At 36.2% G+C, this 15,878-nt stretch carries 16 protein-coding genes; 10 read left to right on the top strand and 6 right to left on the bottom strand.

Annotated elements, in window-relative coordinates:
- Positions 1–14 precede the first annotated feature (14 nt).
- The 4 genes from EHQ59_RS10295 to EHQ59_RS10280 are packed head-to-tail and all read right to left on the bottom strand — an operon-like array spanning position 15 to position 2,523.
- Entirely contained in the window at positions 15–1,301 is a 1,287-nt protein-coding gene (locus tag EHQ59_RS10295) for a CCA tRNA nucleotidyltransferase (RefSeq protein ID WP_135619574.1), read from the bottom strand.
- Positions 1,292–1,714, bottom strand: coding sequence for a Fur family transcriptional regulator (locus EHQ59_RS10290; RefSeq protein ID WP_135619573.1), 423 nt, complete (start codon positions 1,712–1,714; stop codon positions 1,292–1,294). The genes EHQ59_RS10295 and EHQ59_RS10290 overlap by 10 nt, the downstream gene beginning before the upstream one ends.
- 33 nt (positions 1,715–1,747) lie before the next feature.
- Complete coding sequence (locus tag EHQ59_RS10285; RefSeq protein WP_135619572.1) at positions 1,748–2,113, bottom strand: hypothetical protein; 366 nt, start codon at positions 2,111–2,113, stop codon at positions 1,748–1,750.
- A complete protein-coding gene (locus tag EHQ59_RS10280; protein WP_135619571.1) occupies positions 2,110–2,523 on the bottom strand; it encodes a ribonuclease HI family protein in 414 nt (137 codons plus the stop codon). Before EHQ59_RS10280 ends, EHQ59_RS10285 begins: the two co-directional genes overlap by 4 nt.
- 207 nt (positions 2,524–2,730) lie before the next feature.
- Here EHQ59_RS10280 and EHQ59_RS10275 point away from each other — a divergent pair, with 207 nt between their 5' ends.
- Positions 2,731–3,726 carry a class I SAM-dependent methyltransferase gene (locus EHQ59_RS10275; protein ID WP_135619570.1) on the top strand — a complete coding sequence of 332 codons (996 nt, stop codon included), beginning with the start codon at positions 2,731–2,733 and terminating at the stop codon, positions 3,724–3,726.
- Between the two features lie 213 nt (positions 3,727–3,939).
- Here EHQ59_RS10275 and EHQ59_RS10270 read toward each other — a convergent pair whose 3' ends face one another.
- Both EHQ59_RS10270 and EHQ59_RS10265 read right to left on the bottom strand, forming a co-directional pair.
- Positions 3,940–4,680, bottom strand: coding sequence for a motility protein A (locus tag EHQ59_RS10270; protein ID WP_135619569.1), 741 nt, complete (start codon positions 4,678–4,680; stop codon positions 3,940–3,942).
- Positions 4,677–6,860 carry a hypothetical protein gene (locus EHQ59_RS10265; protein WP_135619568.1) on the bottom strand — a complete coding sequence of 728 codons (2,184 nt, stop codon included), beginning with the start codon at positions 6,858–6,860 and terminating at the stop codon, positions 4,677–4,679. The genes EHQ59_RS10270 and EHQ59_RS10265 overlap by 4 nt, the downstream gene beginning before the upstream one ends.
- A gap of 120 nt (positions 6,861–6,980) precedes the next feature.
- Between EHQ59_RS10265 and EHQ59_RS10260 the strand changes: the two genes are divergently transcribed.
- From EHQ59_RS10260 to EHQ59_RS10220, 9 genes are all read left to right on the top strand, one after another.
- Positions 6,981–8,522 (top strand): cellulose synthase family protein, encoded by a 1,542-nt coding sequence (locus EHQ59_RS10260; protein ID WP_135619567.1) that lies wholly within the window; start codon positions 6,981–6,983, stop codon positions 8,520–8,522.
- A 78-nt stretch (positions 8,523–8,600) separates the two neighbouring features.
- A complete protein-coding gene (locus tag EHQ59_RS10255) occupies positions 8,601–8,879 on the top strand; it encodes a hypothetical protein (protein ID WP_002973362.1) in 279 nt (92 codons plus the stop codon).
- A gap of 168 nt (positions 8,880–9,047) precedes the next feature.
- On the top strand, positions 9,048–10,049 hold the full coding sequence (locus EHQ59_RS10250) for an ATP-binding protein (RefSeq protein ID WP_167481397.1): 1,002 nt from the start codon (positions 9,048–9,050) through the stop codon (positions 10,047–10,049).
- A gap of 12 nt (positions 10,050–10,061) precedes the next feature.
- The gene (locus EHQ59_RS10245; RefSeq protein ID WP_135619565.1) at positions 10,062–10,952 is read left to right on the top strand and encodes a hypothetical protein; all 891 of its coding nucleotides are present in this window, start codon (positions 10,062–10,064) and stop codon (positions 10,950–10,952) included.
- Positions 10,953–10,987: 35 nt separating this feature from the next.
- Complete coding sequence (locus EHQ59_RS10240) at positions 10,988–11,449, top strand: PTS sugar transporter subunit IIA (protein WP_135619564.1); 462 nt, start codon at positions 10,988–10,990, stop codon at positions 11,447–11,449.
- 4 nt (positions 11,450–11,453) lie between these two features.
- A complete protein-coding gene (locus EHQ59_RS10235) occupies positions 11,454–12,344 on the top strand; it encodes an ABC transporter permease subunit (protein WP_135619563.1) in 891 nt (296 codons plus the stop codon).
- Positions 12,334–13,104: an ABC transporter permease subunit gene (locus tag EHQ59_RS10230; protein ID WP_135619562.1), complete on the top strand. Its 771-nt coding sequence runs from the start codon at positions 12,334–12,336 to the stop codon at positions 13,102–13,104. Before EHQ59_RS10235 ends, EHQ59_RS10230 begins: the two co-directional genes overlap by 11 nt.
- Positions 13,094–14,737, top strand: coding sequence for a PEGA domain-containing protein (locus EHQ59_RS10225; protein ID WP_135619561.1), 1,644 nt, complete (start codon positions 13,094–13,096; stop codon positions 14,735–14,737). Before EHQ59_RS10230 ends, EHQ59_RS10225 begins: the two co-directional genes overlap by 11 nt.
- A gap of 102 nt (positions 14,738–14,839) precedes the next feature.
- A complete protein-coding gene (locus EHQ59_RS10220) occupies positions 14,840–15,334 on the top strand; it encodes a GNAT family N-acetyltransferase (RefSeq protein WP_135619560.1) in 495 nt (164 codons plus the stop codon).
- Positions 15,335–15,878 lie beyond the last annotated feature (544 nt).

The following is a 15,878-nucleotide window of genomic DNA, read 5'->3' as shown; positions in this document are numbered from 1 at the left end:
TTACTGGAAATTTTTTATTTAGACAGATTGTTTATAAATTCAGCAGAATGGGTGATTAATTTCTGAAATTCATTTTCTTTAGGCGATTTCAAAACCAGATCTAATAGAGAATTTAATAGTTCCCCATACTTGGTTTTGGGAAATTCAGGAAAGTTTTTGGTCAAATCATTCCCATTCAACACTAAATCAGAAAGTAACAAAGGATGATTTTCTTCCCAAATGGTTATAAACGTGTTGGTTAAGTCTCCAAAAATAGGGTACAATTTGATCCAAAAAATAGAATTCAATACGAATCTATTTTGAAAATGCCGTTTAACGGGCGCTAAAAATGCTTTTTTGATTTGATAAGGAGATAGGTGTTTTGATTCTCCTAGTTCTTTCCATTTGAACATTAAATCTAAAAATAATAACGAATCCTTTATATTTTGACCTGAGAACTTTAATGTTCTAAGAATCAATTCTAAGTCTTTTTCAGTTAAATGAGGAACGATGGAATCAAATGCAAATGTTAGTTGCATCCCAACCAAATCTTTCGTTACATGATTGAGTTTATTTAATTGATTTTCATTAATGGCAAAAGGTTTCTCAAAATTTGGTAAAAACAAAGTGAATATGTCCTCATCCACTAACAGATGTATCATTTTCTTTGGATTATCACCTAAAAATGATTTCAGAATTTCGTCTTGAAAGCGTTCTAATGAAATTTTCTGTGTGATATGTTTTGTTTTTTGAATTGCGAGTTTTGTTTCATCTTCGATACTGAAGTTGAGAGTACTTGCAAATCGTAAAGCTCGAATGGGTCTTAGTCCGTCTTCGCTGAATCGTTGGATAGGATTTCCAATTGTTCGAATCAATTTCTTCTGAATGTCTTCTATACCTGAATGTTCATCTACCAGTTGACCAGATTGTAAATCATAGGCCAATGCATTCATTGTAAAATCTCGGCGTTTTAGATCTTCGTGTAATGTGGTTCCAAATTCAACATGTTCAGGTCTTCTTCCATCTATATAGTCTTTATCGATCCGATAGGTTGTGACTTCATAATTGACTTTGTCTAAAACAATGGTCACTGTGCCATGATTGATCCCTGTATCGATCACAGTTCGAAATAGTTTCTTCACTTGTTTCGGTTCTGCGTTGGTAGTAAAATCGTATTCTTTGGGAACTTTTTTCATCACAAGGTCCCTGACAGAACCACCAACTAAATAACATTCAAACCCTGCTTGTTTCAGAGTAGAATTTATGGTTTCTAAATGGCGTTTATAAAATTCCGGAACTAAAGAATGGAGCTCTATTGGCAATTTCTACACTTGCCTCTAAAAACGATTTCGACTGATTCTGTAGTAAACCCTTTGAGTTGTTTTGAAGATGGCATTCCATTCCAAGGATCATCTATACATTCAATTTTACCACAGACATTACAAATCAAATGTCCGTGTGCTGCGGAGACAACATGGTTTCCATCAGACTTCAATTCAAAGTAAGTCACTCGATCAGTCGAGTGGAGTGAGTTCAGTAAATTTTTTTCTTCTAAGTCCGAGAGTGCGCGGTAAATGGTCACTCGATCCCAAGATTCTTCTTTGGGAAGTTGTTCCATAATTTCTTGGTGGTTTAGAGGTCTTGTTGATCCTTGTAAGATGGATAAAACTTGTTCTCTATTTTTTGTAACCTTGAGACCAATTTTTTTGAGGATTTGAGAAGGATCGCCAGCCATATACAATGGTTATCTAAGGATAGGAGAGATTGTCTATTCTAAAATCACATTGGATTTCCAGATTTCCCAATACCGTATCCCCAGTTGTGTGTGTACTTTTAGTAACTCTTCAATTTCTTCGCCTTTGGATTTAGAAACAATGACAGGGGCAATTCCTAAATCTAGTTTTCGATTTAAAATCGAATCGATTTCGGATTTTGCTTCTTTTGTGACACGATCACAATCTTCTTTTCGATCTTTTAATTCCGGTTGGTGTTTCGCACAAAATATGGCGGTCTCCATGATCGTACCATCTTCTAAAAGTCGATCCAGTTGTTTGGTAAGAGAAGGTCTACATGAGTTGATCAATTCGACCGAAACGATAAATAAAAGAAATTGAAAAACAGAGCGATGGTTCATTCTTTAGAATCTTGAGCCATGTTTGCGAGTTGGTCGGCCCGTGCATTTTGTTCACGAGGAATGTATTGGATTTCAAAATTTTCAAAAGAGGTTTTAAGTTGTTCACACTTAGATTTAAATACCATCAAATCTTTGTTTTTAACTTTGTATTCACCTTTCATCTGTTTGACGACAAGTTCTGAATCTAATCTAAACTTTAACTTTTTGATACTCTGTTTGATCGCTTCTTCCATACCTCGAAATAATGCATGCCATTCAGCTATATTATTGGTTGCAGTTCCAATTTTTTCAGAGAGGAAAAAAAATTCGATTCCATCGTTGTTCTGAAAGGAAACACCAATCGCCGCTGGACCTGGATTGCCTCTAGAACTTCCATCACAATAAATATAAGTCGTGTCTTTTGTGGACATATACTCGACATTCTTTTGATACTGTTACCTCTCACCAATCAAAAACATGAACCAATCTGAAAAAAAAACCAATGATTCTGAATTAAGGAGGACTTTTTTGGGGAGGTATGATAAACGGAGCGTATTGGGTGGCGGGTGGATCTCCCCACCCAGTCTCGAATAGGGCGGGGAAGTCTACCTAAATAGTACCCCCAAAAGGACTACCAAATGACGGAACGAGGATTAGGCGCCCTCATCATGTTTGAAAATCGCCTTCGCAAATTAAAAAAAGAACGCGAAAAGTGGGCCAAAAAAAATTCCATTGAATGTTATCGTATTTATTCTGAAGATATACCCCAAGTTCCATGTATATTGGACCGATATCCTAATGGCTTTGTGTTATACGATAAAAGTTCATTGCATTTCAGAGCAGAGAGTGGCCACGAAGAAAGGTTAACAACAATTCAGGCGATCATTCGTGATGTATTTCAATTGAGTGAAGATCAATTGATTTTGAAACATCGACAAAAACAAAAAGGCAAAGACCAATATGAAAAATTTGCATTAGAAGGAAATTTTTTCTGGGTAAAAGAAGCGAATTTAGAGTTCAAAATTAATTTATCCGATTACCTGGACACTGGTTTGTTCTTAGACCATCGAGTCACTCGTGGTTGGATCAAAGAGAGTTCAAAAAACAAGTCAGTACTCAACTTGTTTTCTTATACAGGTGCATTTTCCGTTTATGCCGCGTCAGGTGGAGCAAAAAAAACCAAAAGCATTGATTTATCTAAAACCTATTGTGATTGGGCAAAACAAAATTTAGAAAAAAATGGTTTTGTTGGTCAAAATCATTTAATCATCAATACAGATATTTTACAATGGATAGAGGAAGAGACCAAAAATCCAAATCGAGAAAGATACGATTTGATTTTTTTAGATCCACCAACATTCTCCAATAGTAAAAAAATGTATGAAGAATGGGATGTTCAAACGAAACACAGGAACTTACTTCTATTACTTCTTACTAAATTCCTAAACGATCATGGAGAGATTTGGTTTTCCACAAATTTTCGGAAATTCAAAATGGAAGTAGAAGAGGAAGAATGGAAGGAAAGAGGATACAAATGTATCAACAAAACCAAAGAATCAATTCCGTTCGACTTCCGAGACGATAAGATCCATCAACTTTTTTGTATTATACCAAATGAAGAAAAGACAAATTGATTAGGATCGATTGCACAGAGAGTTGAGTTTTGATATGGACTTATGTTTTACGAAGAAAATGGTTTTAGATGATGAGTTCTCTGAAAAGATAAATGAGTTAGTTACGCAAAATAAAATCCATAATGAAACTACTTGGAACCAATTGATGATGAATTATCGAATCCTATCCAATGAGTTCATCAAAAATCTTAAGAATCAAATTTAATTTGAGAATTATTGGTTTACAAATGGATCAATTCGTTCTGCAAGTATCCTTCTGTTTTCACCAGATTGTAATGACAGAATCCCTCTCATGATCGCCTGACGTTCGTTACTTTCTCGTTTCGCCACAACTTTCAGTTGGTTGGATATGGGTAATAAAATTAAGTTTGCAAAGGAAATTCCGTAAAAGGTTGCAATAAAGGCAGTGGCGATTCCTTGACCCAAAACTTTGGTTCCACCATCTAAATTTTCAAGCACAGTAACAAGTCCTAGCACCGTACCAATGATTCCAATGGTAGGAGAAAATCCAGCCGCCGTTTCAAAAACTTTTGCAGATTTTAAGTCTTCTTTTTCTTTTTCTTCGTGAGCTTCCCATAAAATTTCTTCAATGGTTCTTGGATCGGATCCATCTACAATCAACTGAATTCCCTTTTGCAAAAAGGAATTGTCCAATTTTTTGGATTCATCCTCTAACGAAAGTAAGCCGTCTTTTCTTGCTTTTTCCCAAAAACGAAAAAATACTAATTTCAAATCTGTTTCTTTCCTTTTTCTTAAGGCGAACCGAGTGTCTCGCACTGCTCTAGATATTTGAGAGAGCGAAAAAGATGCAAATGTTGCACCTAACGTACCTCCAACAATTAAAAACATCGCTGGGACATGGAAGAAGGATCGTAATGATGCACCTTCAATTAAAATTGCAACAAATACTGATAAAATCGATGTTAGGATTCCAAGTAATGTGGAATGGATCATTGGATTCTTGCCTCTCTTACATCAGGACGAACACTGATTCGCCTGAGTGAATCTTTTTTTTCAATCACTTCATTTTTAAGTCGTTCCCAAATGACAGAATTTGGGTTTTCTCGTAATCGAGATGAGATGACCGGTTCTACTTCTTTCCAGTTTTCTTGGTTGATGTAGAGTCTAACTCTCGCTAATTCTAGTTCGTTTGCTTGTTCCATTTGATTGTTTACGCGGTAGTATTTTTCCAGTAAACTCATGGTATTCAATGCATGATTCCATTCACCAAGAGATTCAAACATAGGAATGAGTGAGTTCCATGCAAATTCTTGAAATTCCGAATCCTTACTCAAATCTTCTAAGATAGGAATATAATCTGCTTCTGGTGTAGTGAATTTTAAACTATTATATGCAATTCTGAGTAGATCTGGTTTCGGTGACTCAAATTTTCTTGCCAATGCAATTGCATCTAAACTCAATTTATTTTGACCGATATTATGATAAAATTTTGCATACGACGCAAACGATTCATAATAGAGATGTTTAATTTCAACGGCATCTTTTCTTAAATCTCCTGATGAGTATTTTAGAACAGAATCTAACACATTCACTGCTTCAGAAAAAGTTAAGTTATCTAATTTTTCCGAATAATATTTTAGTTTCCAATCACTTGGAAGCGAATTGGAATAATTGATTTTGTTTGCCAAATAATTTGGGTAATAAATATCAAAATTCCAAAATGACTTTCTGCTCAACAGTGACAATGCATTGATATGATGAAATTGATTTGTTTTGTTTCGAGTTGTGATGATTAGGAAAGGATGGTTTTCTTCACTCAATCTTTCAATATAAGATATGATTTGAGATTGGTTTGAGTTCAGTCCCAATACAACAGTTTTCCCTTTGATTTCCGATCGTTTGGGCAAAAATGGATTAGAAGGAAATGGCAAAACAGATTTGTAAAAGATATATTCTTCTTCATTAAAATTAAGATTTGTAATTGCAAACGGAATGGGGTCAAAAATTTCCTTTTTGGAAAAAGGAGAACTTGTTCGAATCGTAGGAGGTGAAAAAAATAAAACTACAATCACTGTTGCGGCAACGAACATTGCAATTCTTGGCAAACGGACGATGTGTTTTTGTAAGAGATAAGGATACATCAATACGGGAACAAATAAAATTGCCGTTAAAGTCCGAATTCCCATTGGCAAATTCCAAAAATACAAAAGAAATGAAAGTCCGAGATAAATACATGTTTCGATTCCAATCATCAAATATTCTTTGTATGGAGTTTTGTTCGGTTTAAAAAAACCAACGATGGTTCCCGTGATGATACAAAGTGCAATAAAGAAAGAACTCCAATATGTTTGATAAATGAAAAAGAAAAATGCAAATAATAAAGCCACTCTACCAATTAAGAAAACTGATTTGGTTTCTTTTTTTAATCCACTGACTAAAGATAAAGCTCTCCCGATGGTAACAGAAAAGGAGATAGATAAAATTAATGGAATTTTTGGGCCTGGTTGGAAATACAAATGTAATACGCAGTATGCGATCAGTAAAGATAAACTTGATCGGTAAAATGGAGAAAACAATGGATGTTTGCCAATTTTTGATCTGATTTTATAGAATTTACTCGAAATCGGTGTTTGTTGGAATAACGTACTAAAAAAATAAAAGGATAATAAAATATAAAGGGATGCGAGTAATACTTTGATCGAATAATTTTGATTAGGTTCAAAAAGAGAATAGAAAGTGAAAGCTGTTACTCCCAACGTAAAACTTAAAAATCGGAAATCGCGAAGTGAGCCTCCATAAATTCCGATCAGAAATGCAGAAAACATACTTCCGATTAAAACTAATTCAAAAGAAAAAATGTAATCGATTAAAAACTCCGAAGTATTTCCAGATAACAACCAAATCACTTGTGTGAACGTTAGGGTTAATAATCCTAAACTAATTGTAAAAGATAAATTTTGTTTATATTTCCGGTAGATAAAACCTGCTGCAAAAGAAATGGCAATTAGCGCTTGTAATATGGGGTATGCCGTATCTGTTCTGTCGATGAAAGCCAATTCAGAGCCAGCAACATAAAAGAACAAAGATAAAACATAACCGATTGAAAGGCTAAGGCTAAATTCAAGTGAAGGGAAGAGGCCAGTTTCCCAAAATCGTTTCCATTGAGAGTCCATAGAATTGCTACCAATCTTGTGATATAGGTCTTCTTCGCAAAGGAAAGAAATTCTAATTTTATTTGGCGGTGCACAAAATGTTTGACCAAAACGGCCCTTGTGCCGATTTTGACTATAACTATGCTAACGTTCTTATCTATATCCTTTTTGGTTCTTTATGGTTTTGACATTGTGATGTTGTTTTACTTCGGCTTACACACATACCTCATGGTATTTTTGTATAGCCGATACAAAGAAAACTGTGCAGAGGATGAATCCAAAATCCTTTCTTTGAAGGACAAAAACCTACCCGTTGTTACGGTCCAACTCCCAATTTTTAACGAATTTTACGTTGTGGATCGTTTAATTGAGTCTGCTTGTCACTTACAATACCCTGCTAAAAAACTCCAAATCCAAGTTTTGGATGATTCGACAGACGAAACCATCGAAAAGGTAGCGGGTCTTGTGGCTCAATACAAGAAAAAAGGGATTTGGATTGAACACGTTCATAGAGCCAATCGCAAAGGTCACAAAGCCGGTGCGTTGGATGAAGGAATGGCAAAGGCAAAAGGGGATTACATTGCTATTTTTGATGCGGATTTTACCCCGGAACCAGACTTCTTACTCCGTACCATGGGATATTTCGATGATGAATCGATTGGAATGGTTCAAACACGTTGGGGTCATATCAACGAAACATATAACATCTTAACCAAAGCACAAAGTTTTGGAATCGATGGTCACTTTATGATTGAACAAGTGGCACGAAATGGTTCTAACCTTTGGATGAACTTCAATGGAACTGCCGGAATTTGGAGACGTTCTTGTATTGAAGACGCGGGTGGTTGGGAACACGATACACTCACAGAAGACTTTGACTTATCTTACCGTGCAGAACTCAAAGGTTGGAAATTCCGTTACATCAAAGATGTCGTTTGTAAGGCAGAAATTCCTGCAACAATGAACGCATACAAAGCGCAACAATTTCGTTGGTGCAAAGGTTCCATCCAAACAGCTGTCAAACTCCTCCCTCGGATTTGGAAGTCCAATGAATCTTGGAAAATCAAAGGGGAAGCGATTACCCACCTAATCAATTATTCTGTCCATCCACTAATGATCATCAACATCCTCCTTACAGCTCCGCTCCTTCTCATGGAATATTGGGCTGGATTTAAGATGGAAGACCTTCCTATGGAAATCCTTTTTGGATCGGCAGCATTTCTATCCATTGGATCCATGGGTCCGGTGATTTTTTACGCGTATTCCCAAAGAGAAATCCATAAAAACTGGAAATCGAAACTCATTTACCTTCCCGTTCTCGTGATGATTGGAACGGGTATTGCCGTTATGAATACGTATGCTTGGATGGAGGCTGTTTTTGGCATCCAGTCAGGATTCAAACGCACTCCGAAACTTCGCATCGAGAAAGAAGGGGATAGTTTACAGGACAAAATCAAATATGTGGTGCCTGTGGATTACCGCGCATTCCTCGAGTTTTTTATGGGTGCCTATTGCCTATTTTGCATTTATTTATCCTTCATGGTCGGGAAACCATATATGATCGGTTTCATGGTTCTCTATTCCATTGGATTTTTCTATGTCGCTTATCTTTCTGTGGCGGAGTCGTTCTGGAAATTCAAACCAGCGACCAAAGCAGAAAAGGAACTTCGTGCCGTCGCTTAAGGAAAGGCGATGGTACTTACTTGACGAAACCTTTCCTTCCAAAAAGCTGTAAATTCAACCTAGGTTCAGGGGTCATCCATGAGTGAAAAAGTCTACTGCGCGAACTGTTTGCATTGTGTTGTGGTTCGCCAATACGAGTCGGAGCAAGATAAATACATTCTTCGCGTGAAATGTAACAAGAAGAAATGGTCTAAACGTTCCGGTGAAGAAAAACTTTATAAATATTTTACCGTCGCTCGTCGTATGCAAACTAATTGTGAGTATTACGAGGAAATGGGAGAGATTCTACCTTACATCAAAAACTTGAAAAAAGAACTCCCTATCAAAGACGAAATCTACATGGTGAAAGCCGTCTAAATCATTACTGGCGTGTTGTTTCCCAGGTTACCTCGCGCCTTCGCTCGAAAATTTCATAAAACGGAAAATAAAAGAGAACGGACGATTCAGGGTCAATTCCTGATCCCCGTTCCTTCGGGCAGCGTACTTTCAGATTCCTATCCAACTCGAGTTTCCCATGGTCAACTTATGTTATCACATAACGGGACCAAGGTGCTTGCCCCTGTCAATGGCGTTGCCACATTAACACCAGACCAAAAGTTTTTTCAAATCAAACAAGATGGTTCTTGGTCCACAAATTCTGTCTACAAACACCAGTCATACGATGTTCACACCATGTTGCAGGCATTTGATGACGGAGCATTGGCTTCTCTTGATTTAATGAATACTCCGTTAAAAGATTATTTTTTAAAATTCAAAACGAATTCATCTTTTACGCTGATTTTATCTCCTTTTTCTCGATACCAACATCTTGATTTTGAAGAGATGACTTTGACCTCAATGAAAGAGGCGTTTCACAGTTTTGTAGAACTATTAAACTCTATTTTCCCTAAAGCTGACGTTAAAAATTATTTTGAAATTCCAGACTTACATTATGAGCACCCAAATGGAATTCCTGAATATTTTTTACATAAACAATTTCAGTGGGATGTAGTGAAGGCAAAAAAATCACTACAGTCGAATGAAGTTTTATATTTAGGTGCAGAAACCATTTATCATATATTGCGAAAGTTGTATTATGGTGAGCCTTTCACCAAACGACACTTAGCTGTATTTTTAGTAGATCGAAAAGGTAGAATGGACTTAGAGCCACGTCAATATTTTTTGACCAACGGCCAATCCTTAGCTTTTATTCCTGCCAATATGGACAAAAGATATAAAATTGCTTCTTTTGATACCGTATTTGAAGCAATACAGCCGATGGATGTGCAAACGTTAGGTTATTTTAATATTTATGAACATTATTCGATTACATTGTATGAGAGACTTCCGATTTCTCGAAAAGAATTCAGTTGTATTGATTGTATGGAGTGTAATCAATATTGCCCAACTCAGGCAAATCCTATCCAATTGATTAAAGGAAAAAAAGAAGAGTTCGATAAAGATAAATGTGTAAGTTGTGGGATTTGTTCTGTGTATTGTCCCGCTGGAATCGACATTAGGAAACGTATCGAAGAGGTTTTGGTTTAGGTATCTATTTATATGTTAAAAAACCTTTACATACTTTCTGAAAATAGCTGGGGAATCAAATCTTCCGAAATCTTTGCTGATTTTTTCTATTTTCTCACACTCGTGGGATTTTTGGGTTATGCCCTTGCGTTTATTTCTCCTGTTCCAATCGTACCTATTTTATTAGTTTCACTTGTTACTTTGATTTATCTCGGGATATGTATTCGAGTGAACCAATCTCCATATTGGTTGGGACTGATTTCGCAGTTACTCTTAGCCATCATTCTATTACCTACGGCATGGTTTGATCCGATTCTACTTCCAATCGCTTTTATTTTTACTTACGCAGCTCATTATTTTTTAATCCAGAATTACTCCATTCGATTATCAATTGTTAGTTTGGTATTTCTGTTTGTGTTTTTGTTAGACACAGCATTTTCTCTCATTGGTTACCAAATGCGCCAAGTATACGATTTGCAATCTTGCTTGGGCATTGTATTGGAAACATCTGTATTACCACTTTCTTTGCCTTGGATTTCGTTTGATCCAGCCGAAACGATTCGTTTTGTTTCGATTGCAGAAAGTTTAGGCATTTACGTTTTGGTTGGAGTTGCCTGGGTTTCGTTTCGTAGGACGATATTACTTAGTTTTTTTCTGCTTTGGGCATTGTTATTTTTTGTTTGGGGAATCGGTTCTGGTTTTTCAGGATACCACTGGCTGTTATCGTTTGCCAGTTTGGCGTTCTTTTTGCAATTAGTACCAGGTAGAAATTTTTATGGTTCTTATTATGTGACATTATTTAGTTTTGTTATTTTACTTCCCATTGCCTTCCTTGTAGGGAAAATGGGGATAAGCGCGATTTGGGTAGTAGTCGTTTTTTTTCTGGTAGAAGCTCTCTTTGTTAGGGTTTTTCTTGGAAAATAATTGAAGTTTGGAAATGTGGGAGTAAGTAAAACCAAATGAATCAACTTCTGGAGATTCTTGATCCGAAGAATATCATTTTCGACTTTAAAGCATCAACGAAAGAAGATGCGATTCGCAAAATGATTTCTCATATGGTCGCCACACAAACGTTAGACGTAGTGCATGAAGAGGAAACTGTTTCTTCTTTGATGAACCGTGAAAAATCAATGTCGACAGGCATTGGCAGTGGTGTCGCAATTCCTCATTGTTCCGTTCATTATGTAAACGAGTTAAAGTGTGCCATGGCAATTTCACCCAATGGAATTGACTTTGATGCATTGGACCACGGGCTTGTTCAAATTTTTATCATGTTAATTGTTCCTAAAAATAAATTTCAGGATCATATCAAAACATTAGCATTGATTGCAAAAACTTTAAACATTCCTGAAGAAAGGGAAAAACTCATCAAAGCCAAAAATTTCGAAGAAATCCAAAAGGCATTCCTCTCCAAAAGTTAACGCTGTGAAGTCGGAAGTTTTCCGTTTTCTTTATTATTTACTTTTATTGTCAGCGGTTAGCACGTTTGTTTCTGAATTTCATACACAAGATAAGAACTTTCTGTATGCAGATGCTGGGATTACTGGAGTAGAATCATCAGAGAAAAGTTTTCTCACTTCCTATTCAGAGTTTTGGAACAGAATCATCTTTGAATCAGGAGGTCTTACCCAAAACGGAGAATCAATTTATGGACATATTGGAAGTCGTTTTTTCGCAACTTTCCATTTGGCTTTGTTTAGTATCATATTCGGTGCTTTTTTTGCATTTGGATTTTCATTATTAGTTGTATATTGGAAGTCGGATTCATTGTACAAATTGGTATACGTTGTTTCCAATTTCATCCTTTCTACTCCCATTTTCATTTTTGCGATTCTACTCCTCATCGTTTTCTTTTATAAATTGGAATGGTTCCCTCCAGGTGGTTATGAGCCAGGTAACTTGTATTATGTGATTTTGCCTGGTACAGCTTTAGGATCTAGAATTTTTGCTAGATTGGCATTGTATCTTTTGCCCGAAGTAAAAAAGGAATCAAATTCAAAGTATGTGCAACTCTTACTGACGCGTTCCTACCCTTGGAGTCATATTGTTCGAGTTGAAATATTTTTAAAGGTTCTTCCTGTGACTTTGATTTTATTGGTTTTGGATTTCGGTTCGTTGTTATCTGGAGCGATGGTTGTAGAGGAGATTTTCTTTTTTCCGGGAATTGGTAAATCATTGTATTATTCTATTAAATCAATGGATACCTATCTTTTATCAACATTACTAATGTATTCAGGATTGATCTTTTATATTTTGAATCGTCTTGGGTTTTACTTGCAAAAGTATTTTTCTGGGGAGGTACAAAATGTTTCATAACTTAGTTCGTGTTTTATTTTTTGGAAGCATTTTGTTAGGAGTTATTTTTTTACCGGCACCCACATATGTGGATTTAACACATAACAACTTACCTGTTTTTTCAAAAGGTTTTATTTTGGGAACAGATCGACTAGGAAGAGATAATTTATCTTTGTTTTGTTTTGGTTCTTTTTCTACGATATTACTCGTTATCCCAGCTCGTATGGTTACAATTCTATTTTCTTTTTTTGTTACTTCAATATCCCTTTTTTTTAAATCTAAAGTAGATTTTTTATTATCTGGATTTGTTTCTGTTTCCCTTTCGCTTCCATCATTATTGTCTGCACTTGTTGTGATTACAATATTGCCAAATAACCCCATTTCTATTTTGATTGCGATTGTAGTTTCTGATTGGGCCATTGCGTATGAATCATTGACGGCAAAAATTCGAGAAATCCAATCTAGTCCTTATATTACGGCCTCTATTAGTTTTGGTGCAAAACCCATGCACCTCGTTATCTTACACTATTTACCAGCATTGAAATCAATGTTTCGATATTTATTTTTTTCGGGGTTACCTACGGTTGTGATGACGATGGCACTTTTTTCTTACTTGGGAATTCAAACATCCGTTGGAGATACTGGTCCTGGTCTCGGTGAGCAAATCTCTTTTTCGAAAGATTATTTTGACAAATCCCCATTTTCCGTTTTGCTTCCGATCCTTGCTATTTTAATCTTGGTGTATTCTTTGGGGTCTCGAAATCATAAACATGAAACATAAGATCTCTGCATTTTTTCTCATCATTGGATTGCTTAGTCATACCCTCCCATTATTCTCCATAGATGATTATTATAATTTCCCTAAACAATCTTACAAAGGGAGTGTGTCTTTTGAGTCGAGTAGAACTCTTTGTATTTTTCCATTTGCAGCTCAAAACGAAGATAACACAAAAGAATATTTGATGAAAGGGATTCCTTCTGTATTGTTATCAGACTTGCGTAATTTAGAATATACCTATGTGGAGAACCCAAGAAAAAATATCATCTATCATTCCTTCGGTGAAAATCCTCAATCGACATTGCAAGAAAAGATTGATGCTGAATCAACCAACGTAAAACGAAAAAAAAGAGAAATTAATGATGAGAAAGACTTAGAGGAATTACGTATAGGAAAGAAACAGGTTTCTCCTGAAAAAGACCCCCGTTATATCAAAATCACAATCAAGCAGATGTGGGAAAAAAAACCTTTGTCTATGGATGAGGCATTTGGAGCGGCAACCAAGTTTAATTGTGATTATATTTTATCTGGATCGTTTGAAGTGAATGAAAATAACTTAAAAACGAAAGCATTTTTATTTGATGATTATGAAGGGAAATCAAGTTCATTCGAACACCAAACTTCAGTGATTCGAGCTTATCAAGAGATGTCTCCTTTGGGTGAATCCATTAAGGAGAAGTTGCAAGGTAAAGAGGCAACAACACTTGGAATTTCAGCAAATGGAGAAGAGGGTGCGCTCGTTTATTTGGATGGGATTTATTTAGGAAAAACTCCACTTAGTGAAAAAAAATTCCCTATTGGAAAAAGGTCCTTATTTATCTTTAAGGAAGGATTTTATCCTTATAAATCTGATATCCTATTAGAGAAGGGCAAAAAATTTCAATTAGATGTGTCCCTCACTTTAAAATTAAATCGATCCTTTATTTCTGTGACATCCAACGTAGAATCGGATGTTTATTTAGGGATTCAATTTTTGGGCAAAACACCTATCACACGAATGCCAATTCCCTCTGGTTTGAATCGTTTGCGAGTATCAAAGGAAGGATACATAGATTCGTTCCGATCCATCGATGCCAAGGATGAGGAAGAAACGGTAATCGATGTTCCTATGAGAGAAGGGCAAACGGAAGTGTATTATAAAAACAAACAAAATGTGTTTTTAGATCATACATATAAAGATTTTACGACTTACTCAATTTATGGATCCCTCTTGTTTTATGCAAGTTATGCTTATTTGAATTATGCTTCGCGACAATTTTACTCAGGGGCAAGGTCTCAAGTGAGTTTAACCAATGCCCTAGCGATTACCACTTTCTCTCAAAATAATCCTAATGAATTTTTGTTTTGGTATTATTCCCAAAATCGCATTATCAACGATGCCGAATCCGAAGCAAAAAACCTAAAACGGATTGCGGGCACTTTGCCTATAGAAAATAGAAGAGATCGGCAATTAGTGGCGGGCCCTATGGTGATTTTGATGGGTCTTATGCTCGTATCGGCTGCAACTTTCTATTTCTTAGGTTTGGACAAAGAGACATTGGAATTTGGATATTTACCTGTGAATCCAGCAAGTGTCAGTTATGGCCAGACCTCACGAGAGGGTTACGGTTATATGCAGTTTAATGTTCGGTATTAAAAGTTCTGCCTTTTTTATAGTTTCATGATCTGTTCGCCTAGTCGGGATTAGGTGTTATTGTGCCAATGGTTGGTTTGTAAAAGTGGGAGTTGATTTTGTTTCATGAGTGTTATAGATTTTAAAATTCTGATTCCTGAAGATCAAACGTTAATGGAAACCATTGCGGAATGGTACTACGATGAGTGGAGTATTCCGTATGAAAAATCGATTTTAAAACTGAAAGCTATCGCAAATGATCACTCACAATTTCAAGTAGTGATCTTACAAAATTCAAATCCTGTGGCAACTGGTGGAGTTTATCATCAAGTAGGTTTATTGGAATTACAGCCAAGGTTTAATATTCACAAACATTGGTTAGCTTTAGTTTATACTTTGCCAACCATGAGAAAACAAGGTTTAGGTGGAAAACTTTGTAATTATTTAGAAGCATTGGCGAAGGACCGTGGCATTAGGGAAATCCATTTGTTTACGGATACGGCGGTAAGTTTGTACCGGCAGCTTGGATGGTCAGAAATGGAAGTTGTGGAGTATGGATCTCGTAGAGTTACCGTGATGAAAAAAGCCACTGGTTCGATTGAGGATGAAATTACGGTATAATTCCCCACCCTAATCGAACTGGGTGGGGTAATCCACCCGCCACCCAATACGTTCCATCTATCACATAACGACCAAACATTCCACCACAATCATAGCTTCACAAAAAATAATCCAAAATAGTTCACCTTTTCGTCGTCAGACTACATCAATGCAATCGAGACGCGAAACAAACGCCGAAACTGCCAAACAACCTCTCCGATTCTACCCAATAGAAGAAAATAGTTTCGTCGGATGTATACTCCCATAACGAAATAAGAAAACTTTCCTTTGGCCGAAGAGCGACCGACTGTTAAACGCAAGTCTTTATTGTTGATTCCAGCTATCACGCGCTAAGCGGCGTCATTCGCTTTTAAATATGTCGCATAACGCCTAACATTACCCACTTTTTTCCAGTGTTCCACATAATCGAATTATGTCACATTGTATTAACATTATGTCTCATATCACCTCCACATCCCCCACTCATCCACAAAAATAATTCCCATGAACTGCGAACTTTTTTATAAAACTGAGTTGACCGCTTAGGTTTTGAAATTACTTTGGT

It is taken from the genome of Leptospira kemamanensis, from assembly GCF_004769665.1.
In the GTDB taxonomy this organism is placed as follows: Bacteria; Spirochaetota; Leptospiria; order Leptospirales; family Leptospiraceae; genus Leptospira_A; species Leptospira_A kemamanensis.
This window is presented reverse-complemented; position numbering and strand designations above follow the sequence as displayed.

Excerpts from the sequence above, each read along its gene's own strand:
- EHQ59_RS10245 (WP_135619565.1), top strand. The coding sequence starts at position 10,062 with ATGTTAAAAAACCTTTACATACTTTCTGAAAATAGCTGGGGAATCAAA.
- EHQ59_RS10240 (WP_135619564.1), top strand. The coding sequence starts at position 10,988 with ATGAATCAACTTCTGGAGATTCTTGATCCGAAGAATATCATTTTCGAC.
- EHQ59_RS10270 (WP_135619569.1), bottom strand. The coding sequence starts at position 4,680 with ATGATCCATTCCACATTACTTGGAATCCTAACATCGATTTTATCAGTA.
- EHQ59_RS10265 (WP_135619568.1), bottom strand. The coding sequence starts at position 6,860 with ATGGACTCTCAATGGAAACGATTTTGGGAAACTGGCCTCTTCCCTTCA.
- EHQ59_RS10280 (WP_135619571.1), bottom strand. The coding sequence starts at position 2,523 with ATGTCCACAAAAGACACGACTTATATTTATTGTGATGGAAGTTCTAGA.
- EHQ59_RS10275 (WP_135619570.1), top strand. The coding sequence starts at position 2,731 with ATGACGGAACGAGGATTAGGCGCCCTCATCATGTTTGAAAATCGCCTT.
- EHQ59_RS10225 (WP_135619561.1), top strand. The coding sequence starts at position 13,094 with ATGAAACATAAGATCTCTGCATTTTTTCTCATCATTGGATTGCTTAGT.
- EHQ59_RS10255 (WP_002973362.1), top strand. The coding sequence starts at position 8,601 with ATGAGTGAAAAAGTCTACTGCGCGAACTGTTTGCATTGTGTTGTGGTT.
- EHQ59_RS10220 (WP_135619560.1), top strand. The coding sequence starts at position 14,840 with ATGAGTGTTATAGATTTTAAAATTCTGATTCCTGAAGATCAAACGTTA.
- EHQ59_RS10260 (WP_135619567.1), top strand. The coding sequence starts at position 6,981 with ATGCTAACGTTCTTATCTATATCCTTTTTGGTTCTTTATGGTTTTGAC.
- EHQ59_RS10230 (WP_135619562.1), top strand. The coding sequence starts at position 12,334 with ATGTTTCATAACTTAGTTCGTGTTTTATTTTTTGGAAGCATTTTGTTA.
- EHQ59_RS10290 (WP_135619573.1), bottom strand. The coding sequence starts at position 1,714 with ATGGCTGGCGATCCTTCTCAAATCCTCAAAAAAATTGGTCTCAAGGTT.
- EHQ59_RS10250 (WP_167481397.1), top strand. The coding sequence starts at position 9,048 with ATGTTATCACATAACGGGACCAAGGTGCTTGCCCCTGTCAATGGCGTT.
- EHQ59_RS10285 (WP_135619572.1), bottom strand. The coding sequence starts at position 2,113 with ATGAACCATCGCTCTGTTTTTCAATTTCTTTTATTTATCGTTTCGGTC.